Source organism: Streptomyces sindenensis, from assembly GCF_014649035.1.
Taxonomy (GTDB): Bacteria; Actinomycetota; Actinomycetes; order Streptomycetales; family Streptomycetaceae; genus Streptomyces; species Streptomyces sindenensis.
Genome location: NZ_BMSG01000054.1, coordinates 21,534 through 27,752, shown reverse-complemented (window position 1 = coordinate 27,752; position 6,219 = coordinate 21,534). Strand labels below are relative to the sequence as shown.

General features: G+C 70.5%; 8 protein-coding genes. 5 read left to right on the top strand and 3 right to left on the bottom strand.

Annotated features, from left to right (window positions below):
* Positions 1 to 57 precede the first annotated feature (57 nt).
* Positions 58 to 600, bottom strand: a complete 543-nt coding sequence (locus IE145_RS32365) for a Clp protease N-terminal domain-containing protein (RefSeq protein WP_189528992.1) — start codon at positions 598 to 600, stop codon at positions 58 to 60.
* Between the two features lie 247 nt (positions 601 to 847).
* Between IE145_RS32365 and IE145_RS32360 the strand changes: the two genes are divergently transcribed.
* Positions 848 to 1,042: a hypothetical protein gene (locus IE145_RS32360; RefSeq protein ID WP_189528991.1), complete on the top strand. Its 195-nt coding sequence runs from the start codon at positions 848 to 850 to the stop codon at positions 1,040 to 1,042.
* A 79-nt stretch (positions 1,043 to 1,121) separates the two neighbouring features.
* Positions 1,122 to 1,553 carry a type II toxin-antitoxin system Rv0910 family toxin gene (locus IE145_RS32355; protein WP_189528990.1) on the top strand — a complete coding sequence of 144 codons (432 nt, stop codon included), beginning with the start codon at positions 1,122 to 1,124 and terminating at the stop codon, positions 1,551 to 1,553.
* Positions 1,554 to 1,649: 96 nt separating this feature from the next.
* Here IE145_RS32355 and IE145_RS32350 read toward each other — a convergent pair whose 3' ends face one another.
* On the bottom strand, positions 1,650 to 2,255 hold the full coding sequence (locus IE145_RS32350; protein ID WP_189528989.1) for a PadR family transcriptional regulator: 606 nt from the start codon (positions 2,253 to 2,255) through the stop codon (positions 1,650 to 1,652).
* Between the two features lie 244 nt (positions 2,256 to 2,499).
* Here IE145_RS32350 and IE145_RS32345 point away from each other — a divergent pair, with 244 nt between their 5' ends.
* The 3 genes from IE145_RS32345 (at position 2,500) to IE145_RS32335 (ending at position 5,088) form a co-directional block, all read left to right on the top strand.
* On the top strand, positions 2,500 to 3,111 hold the full coding sequence (locus IE145_RS32345) for a GNAT family N-acetyltransferase (RefSeq protein WP_189528988.1): 612 nt from the start codon (positions 2,500 to 2,502) through the stop codon (positions 3,109 to 3,111).
* Between the two features lie 211 nt (positions 3,112 to 3,322).
* The gene (locus tag IE145_RS32340; protein ID WP_189528987.1) at positions 3,323 to 3,892 is read left to right on the top strand and encodes a DinB family protein; all 570 of its coding nucleotides are present in this window, start codon (positions 3,323 to 3,325) and stop codon (positions 3,890 to 3,892) included.
* Between the two features lie 77 nt (positions 3,893 to 3,969).
* A complete protein-coding gene (locus IE145_RS32335) occupies positions 3,970 to 5,088 on the top strand; it encodes an NADAR family protein (RefSeq protein WP_189528986.1) in 1,119 nt (372 codons plus the stop codon).
* Between the two features lie 46 nt (positions 5,089 to 5,134).
* On the opposite strand, the gene IE145_RS32330 is transcribed toward IE145_RS32335, so the two are convergent.
* Entirely contained in the window at positions 5,135 to 6,106 is a 972-nt protein-coding gene (locus IE145_RS32330) for a helix-turn-helix transcriptional regulator (RefSeq protein ID WP_189528985.1), read from the bottom strand.
* Positions 6,107 to 6,219: the final 113 nt, after the last annotated feature.

Below are 6,219 nucleotides of genomic sequence, written 5' to 3'. Positions count from 1 at the left end.
CACGAAGATCACCGCCGTCGACTACAAGCAGCAGTTGATCAGTTACCCAACACTTTCTCAGCCGCGCCGCGCCCTCTTGGCCGCGAGCACCGTCGCACGGTCGGCCAGCCACCGCGCGTCCACGCCCCCGCGGGCGAGCACCTCCACCGCGCGCGACTCGGCGTCGGCGGCCAGCGCGGCGAGCAGGTCGAGACCGCGGGCCCGGTCCTCGCCGCGCGATGCCGCGCGGTACAGCGCGTCGTCCATCGCGGCCAGCGCCGAGGGCGACCAGCCCTCGGCGGCCGGGTCGCGCACCACGGGAACGGCCCCGGAGTCCTCGACGGAGCCCTGCCAGCGGAGCCCGTAGCCGATGCTGCGCTGGACGAGATAGCCGAGCACCCTGGCGAGCCGGGGTCCGCCGTCGAAGGCCTCACGGACCTCGGGGTCCGACTCGACCAGCGAGTGCAGGAGGTGGGCGGTGTCGATCTGGCGGTCCCCGTCCCGCAGCGCACGCCTGCGCGCACCGGTCAGCACCGCTGCCTGTTCGTCGGTGAAGCGGGCATCGATCCCGGGGTGGTTCGGTGCGGGCTGCTCAGGTATCCGCGGCGTCCGGTTTTGCACCCCTCTACCCCATCAGTCCCGGAGCCGAAAGGCATCGCCGGGACGACCCATTGGGTATCCCACCGAGGTTGGGGACGATGGCGTGGCCCGTCATCCTTGCGGATGAAATCGTGCCGGGAGACGCAACCATGCGGCATCCAGGGCGCGCGCCGCCTTGCATCGCACGCCCCTGTGGCAACCGCGGACCCCCGCGCGCGCGTCCCTCACGCCACAACGCACACAGCGGGGGACGCGAGGGGAGGAACGGGTGTTCTGGATGGTGGCCCTGCTGGCCCAGGACGGGCTGCAGTACGTCTACCGCGTGTACGCACCCGACGACGCCCTGCCCGCCGATCTCTTCTGGGCGGCCTTCCACTGCCACGACGACGGACCCCACCCCCGCGCCTCCGACCGCTTCGACGCCGCGGAGATCTGGCGGCACCGACAGCCCCAGCAGATCTGACGGTTCATCAGTATTGAATGTTGGCACACCCCTCGCTACGTTCCGCGACACCGGTACCGGACGAACCAGGGGTGGTCGCATGGCCGAAGTCAGCGCCGAGACACGTATCGAGGCACCCGCCGAGAAGGTATGGGACCGCCTGACGGACTTCTCGTCGTACGGGGAGTGGAACGCCACCCACACCAGCTTCCCCGGGGGCGGCCCGGCCGAGCTGAAGGCCGGGGCCGGCTACGAGGAGAACATGAAGCTGATGGGCTTCCCGGCCGAGGTGACCTGGACGGTCGACGCCCTGGAGCAGGGCCGCCTGCTGGCGACCCGCGGCAAGGGCCCGATGGGGGTCAGCCTGGCCATGCGGTACACCCTGACCCCGGAGGGCGACGCCACGACGGTGCGCATCGACGGGGAGTTCACCGGCGCGGCGGTGTCACTGATGGGCGGCAAGCTCACGGACTCCGCGACGGCGGCGCTCCAGGAGTCACTGCGGAAACTCGGCGGGCTCGCCACCTCCTGACCCACGCCCGCACCCGTACGTGAAGGGCTCCGCGGAACCGTCCCGCGAAGCCCCTCACGTACAGCGCGCCTCGCCCCGCCCGGCTCAGCACTCACCTCAGTGCTCGTCGGCGAGGATCAGATAGAGCCTCTTGCGCGCGTCGTTGATGACGGTCAGCGCCTTCTGCCGCTGATCGGCCGAGCCGGTCCTCCAGACCTGCCCGAACGCCTCCATCAGACCGGCCCCGGCCTGCCGGACCTCGTTCACGCTCTCCCAGTCGACACCACGCCCGGCCTCCTCCCAGGGCGCCTCGGGTCCGGTCTCGGCCTCGCTCCGCCCGGATTCGGTGAGCGTGAACAGCTTCTTGCCGCCCTCGCTGGCGCTGACGATCAACCCCTCGTCCTCCAGCAACTGGAGCGTCGGGTAGACGGAGCCCGGACTGGGCCGCCAGGCCCCGCCGCTGCGCTCGCCGATCTCCTGGATCATCTCGTATCCGTGCATCGGGCGGTCCTTCAGCAGGGCCAGGATCGAGGCCCGCACATCACCGCGCCGCGCCCGCCCCCGACCGCCGCCCCGGCCGCGCCCGCCCCCGAAGGGACCGCCGCCGAAGGGCGGCCCGAACGGCCCGAAAGCGGCCCGCCGGCCGTCCCCCTCGCCTCGACCGTGATGACCGGGCCCGTAGTGCCCCGGCCCGTGCTCGTATCCATGTCCGTGTGAACGCATCGCTACGCTCCTTCCATCGTTGATCTGTCGCGATGCGTCAACGATATATCGGAAACTATCGGACCACAAGACTGCCGGGATTCTGGGCCGCCTGACCTGTCGCGTCGAACCTTGATCTCACCGAGTCTTGACCGAGCGCGGTTCGTCTCGTCGAAGATGAGATGGGCAGGTCAAAGTGTTGCCGCAGCGCCCGCGAGCCGACTGAATCGACCGGCCGTGCCCTACTACCTCCCTGGAGGGATCCGTGACCGACAACGCCGCAGACGCCGCCGCCGCCCGCCTCGTCGTCCGGCTGCTGGACACGGACACCTGGCCCGCTTTCGCTCGATTGGTCGAGGCGAACAACGGTGTGTGGGGTGGCTGCTGGTGCATGGGCTTTCATGTCAAGGTCGGGAAGGGGCGCACCTCCCAGCAGAACCGAGCCGAGAAGGAGCAGCGAGTTCGGGAGGGCCGTACCCATGCCGCGCTGGTCTTCGAGGGTGACGACTGCTTGGGCTGGTGCCAGTTCGGGTCTCCTGCCGAACTGCCGGAGATCAAGAGCAAGCGGAAGTACGAGAAGGACCTCGTGGCGCTGCCCGGCTGGCGCATCACCTGCTTCTTCACCGGGAAGGGACTCCGCAAGCGCGGCGTCGCGCACACCGCGCTCGGCGGGGCGCTGGCCGAGATCGCCCGTCAGGGCGGTGGCACGGTCGAGGGCTACCCCGAGGAGACCGACGACCGCTCAGTATCGGGCTCGTTCCTGCACACCGGCCCCATGGCCGCCTTCGAGGACCACGGTTTCACACGGACCCGGCTGATCTCGCCCCACCGGTGGGTCGTGACGCTCAACGTCGCTCCGGCCGGAGGCAGCGACTGATCTGTGCCTGTCGGCCGAACAGGCTCTCGTCCGATACGGCAGCGCGTCGACCTGCGCACCTCGCCCTCGATGAGACGAGCTCTGCTCCGTCAAGGTTCGGTGAGACGCCCTCGGAGCTCGATGCGACAGGGCACCGCCGACCTGTGCCGGGGGCGTCGCCGACCCCGGACAACGATGATCACGTCGCTCAACAGGCCCGTACTGTGCAGCCATGACAAGAAGCGAGCGACTCGCGGAACAGCTGGACTGGTACTGGCACAAGAACCTGCGGCCACGGCTGGACGGCCTTGCCGACGAGGAGTACTTCTGGGAGCCGGTACGTGACTGCTGGAGCATCCGCCCGCGTGGTACGTCGACCGCACCGATGCCGGCAGGCTCGGGGGGATGGACGATGGACTCCGCACCCCCCGAACTGGTGCCGACGCCCGCGCCGGTGACCACGATCGCCTGGCGGCTGGGGCACATCATCGTCTCGTGCCTGGGCTATCGGGTCGGATGGTATTTCGGCGGCCAGGACGTCGACTCCCGGACCTTCGCCTACGCGGGGACCGCCGACGAGGCGCTGAAACAGCTCGATGAGATGTACGGGAGATGGAACACGGGCGTCCGCGAGCTCTCCGACACCGACCTGGACCATCCGCCCACGGTGGGGCCCGAGCGGTTTCCCCTGGAGAACCGGGTGCTGCACGTCAACAGGGAGCTGATCCACCACGGGGCCGAGATCTCCCTGCTGCGCGACCTCTACCTGCGGCGGGACGGAGCCGTACCGCACCGCACCTGACGGTCGGCAACCGGCGATCGAGCTTCGGCGTCGAAGTGCCGAAGTCCGCCCGGCGGCCTCTGCGGCACAATCACGGCATGATCGGCAGACGGATCACCCATCGCATCGCGGACGGCGTCCGCATACCCGGAACCTGGCGGCACGCCTTCATCCGCAACGGCAGTTACTTCCTGACCGACCTCTTCATCTACGCCGACGGACTCATCGACTGCTGGGGCCTGGTCACGATCGAGGAGTTCGAGGAGAAGCTGCGGACCGGCTGGGTGGCCACCACCCTCCCGGAGGGCGCCGAGGCGTCCGCGCACCATCTGGCGACCTGGAAGTTCGGCGAGCCGCGGAGTTGGCTCACCCCGGAACTGGTCATCGCCGAAGTCCGCGACACCATCGACCAGTTGAACGATCGGCCCGACTCGACCGACCGCTGTCTGGCCGCCGTCGACGTCTTCCTCGCGGACCGGACCGAGGAGAACCGGGCCGCGGCGGAAGCCGCTTTCCTCGCCGTCCCGGAGTCGCGGCGCCGCTACGCGCTGGGCGACATGGACAGCAAGGACTGGCCGCTGCGGACTCTGGTGGCCGGGCCCGGGGGCCGGACCTATCTGCCCGGCGACCCTCCGGTCTCGCAGGAGAGTTACGACACGGCCCTCGCGTACTTCGAGGAGCGCGCCCACTGGAGACGGGAGCACGACCAGCGCGTCCCGGCTGACGGACCGGTGGTCCCGCACGCCCCCGCGATCCAGCTCTACGAGTCGTATCCGAACAAGCCGGTGGCCGACCCCGGCCACCGCGGACTGCGCAACGACTACCCCGCCCCCATCACCGTCGGGGAAGTCCTCCACCCCTCCGTCGCCCACGCCTACTGGGCCCTGTCGGTCGCACAGCCGGAGGTCAGCAGCGCGATCACCGCGGCGGACACCGCTGCCGCGGCACGCCGGCTCGCGGCCGCGGCACCCCGCCGTGCGGGCTGGGAGCACAGCCGCGCCGCCGTCATGACAGGGCTGCTCCGCGCCAAGTACGACCAGCATCCCCAGCTGGCCGAGATCCTGCTGGCGACGGACGACGCCACTCTGATCTACGACGACATGGAATCGGCCTTCTGGGGCGACAACGCCGGCCGCGGCCGCAACTGGACCGGCCGTCTCCTCGAACTCGTCCGCTCCGAACTGCACCTGCGGCGAAACGGCATCCCCGGGCTGTGACCGGGCGGACCGGCCCCGCGGGAGGCGGCGGTGGGCGCCGCCTCCCTCAGGGCGCGTCCCCGTAGCGGGCCACGATCGTGGCCGCCCGGTCGCGCAGGGCGCTGCGCAAGGACTGCGGTGCGAGGGCTTCCGCGTCCGTACCGAGCTGCCACAGTGCCCATGCGGCATGCCGGGCGTCCTGGAAAGTGACCTCCAGCCGCGACCAGCCGTCCGCTTCGAGGCCCTCCGCGCGGACGGCCCGCACGGTGCCCAGCAGCTCCTCCCGTCGCGTCGGGCTCACCCGTACGAGCGCGGTGATGTGGTCGTCGGAGAGGAACCGCGCGGAACGCTCCCGCCAGATCCGGTCCAGGTCGACGCGGTCCGGCCGCTCCGCCGCCTCGGGCAGTTCCTCCGCCGCCAGCACGCGCGACAGCCGGTAGGTGCGGTCCTCGCCGGATCGCGTGGCCAGCAGATAGCCCCGGTCCCGTACGGTCACCAGGCCGATCGGGTCCACCGTGCGCCACTGCGGCTCCCGGCCCGTGGCCGCGTAGTGGATACGCAGCTTGTGCCCGGCGAGCACGGAGCGGCGGACCGCCATCATGGTGGCGTCGGGAACCTCGTCGGTGACCGTACGGCGGGAGAGCAGATCGGTCTCCGGGTCGACGAGGAACCGCTGGGCGGCGTCGCCCGCGGCGGTCTGATGGCTCTCGGGCAGCGCGTCGACCACCTTCCGCATGGCCGAGGCGAGCGCCGACCCGAGCCCGAACACCTGCTCTCCTCGCCCCGATCCGGCGGCCAGCAGGGCGAGGGCCTCGTCGTGGTTCAGCCCGGTGAGCTCGGTCCGGAAACCGGGCAGCAGCGCGAACCCGCCGTGCCGGCCGCGTTCGGCGTAGACCGGGACACCGGCCGAGGACAGCGCCTCGATGTCCCGCAGCACCGTGCGGGTGGACACCTCCAGCTCGCGGGCCAGGGTGTCGGCGGTCAGCCGGCCGCGCTGCCGCAACAGCAGGACCAGCGAGACCAGTCGGTCGGCGCGCATGCGGAAACCCTAGCGAAATACCTGACCAAGGATGTCGTCATTGACGGGAAGGCTCCTCTCACGACGTACGCACCTACGCACGTACGCACGCACCCTCTCGATCGAACGGAGCT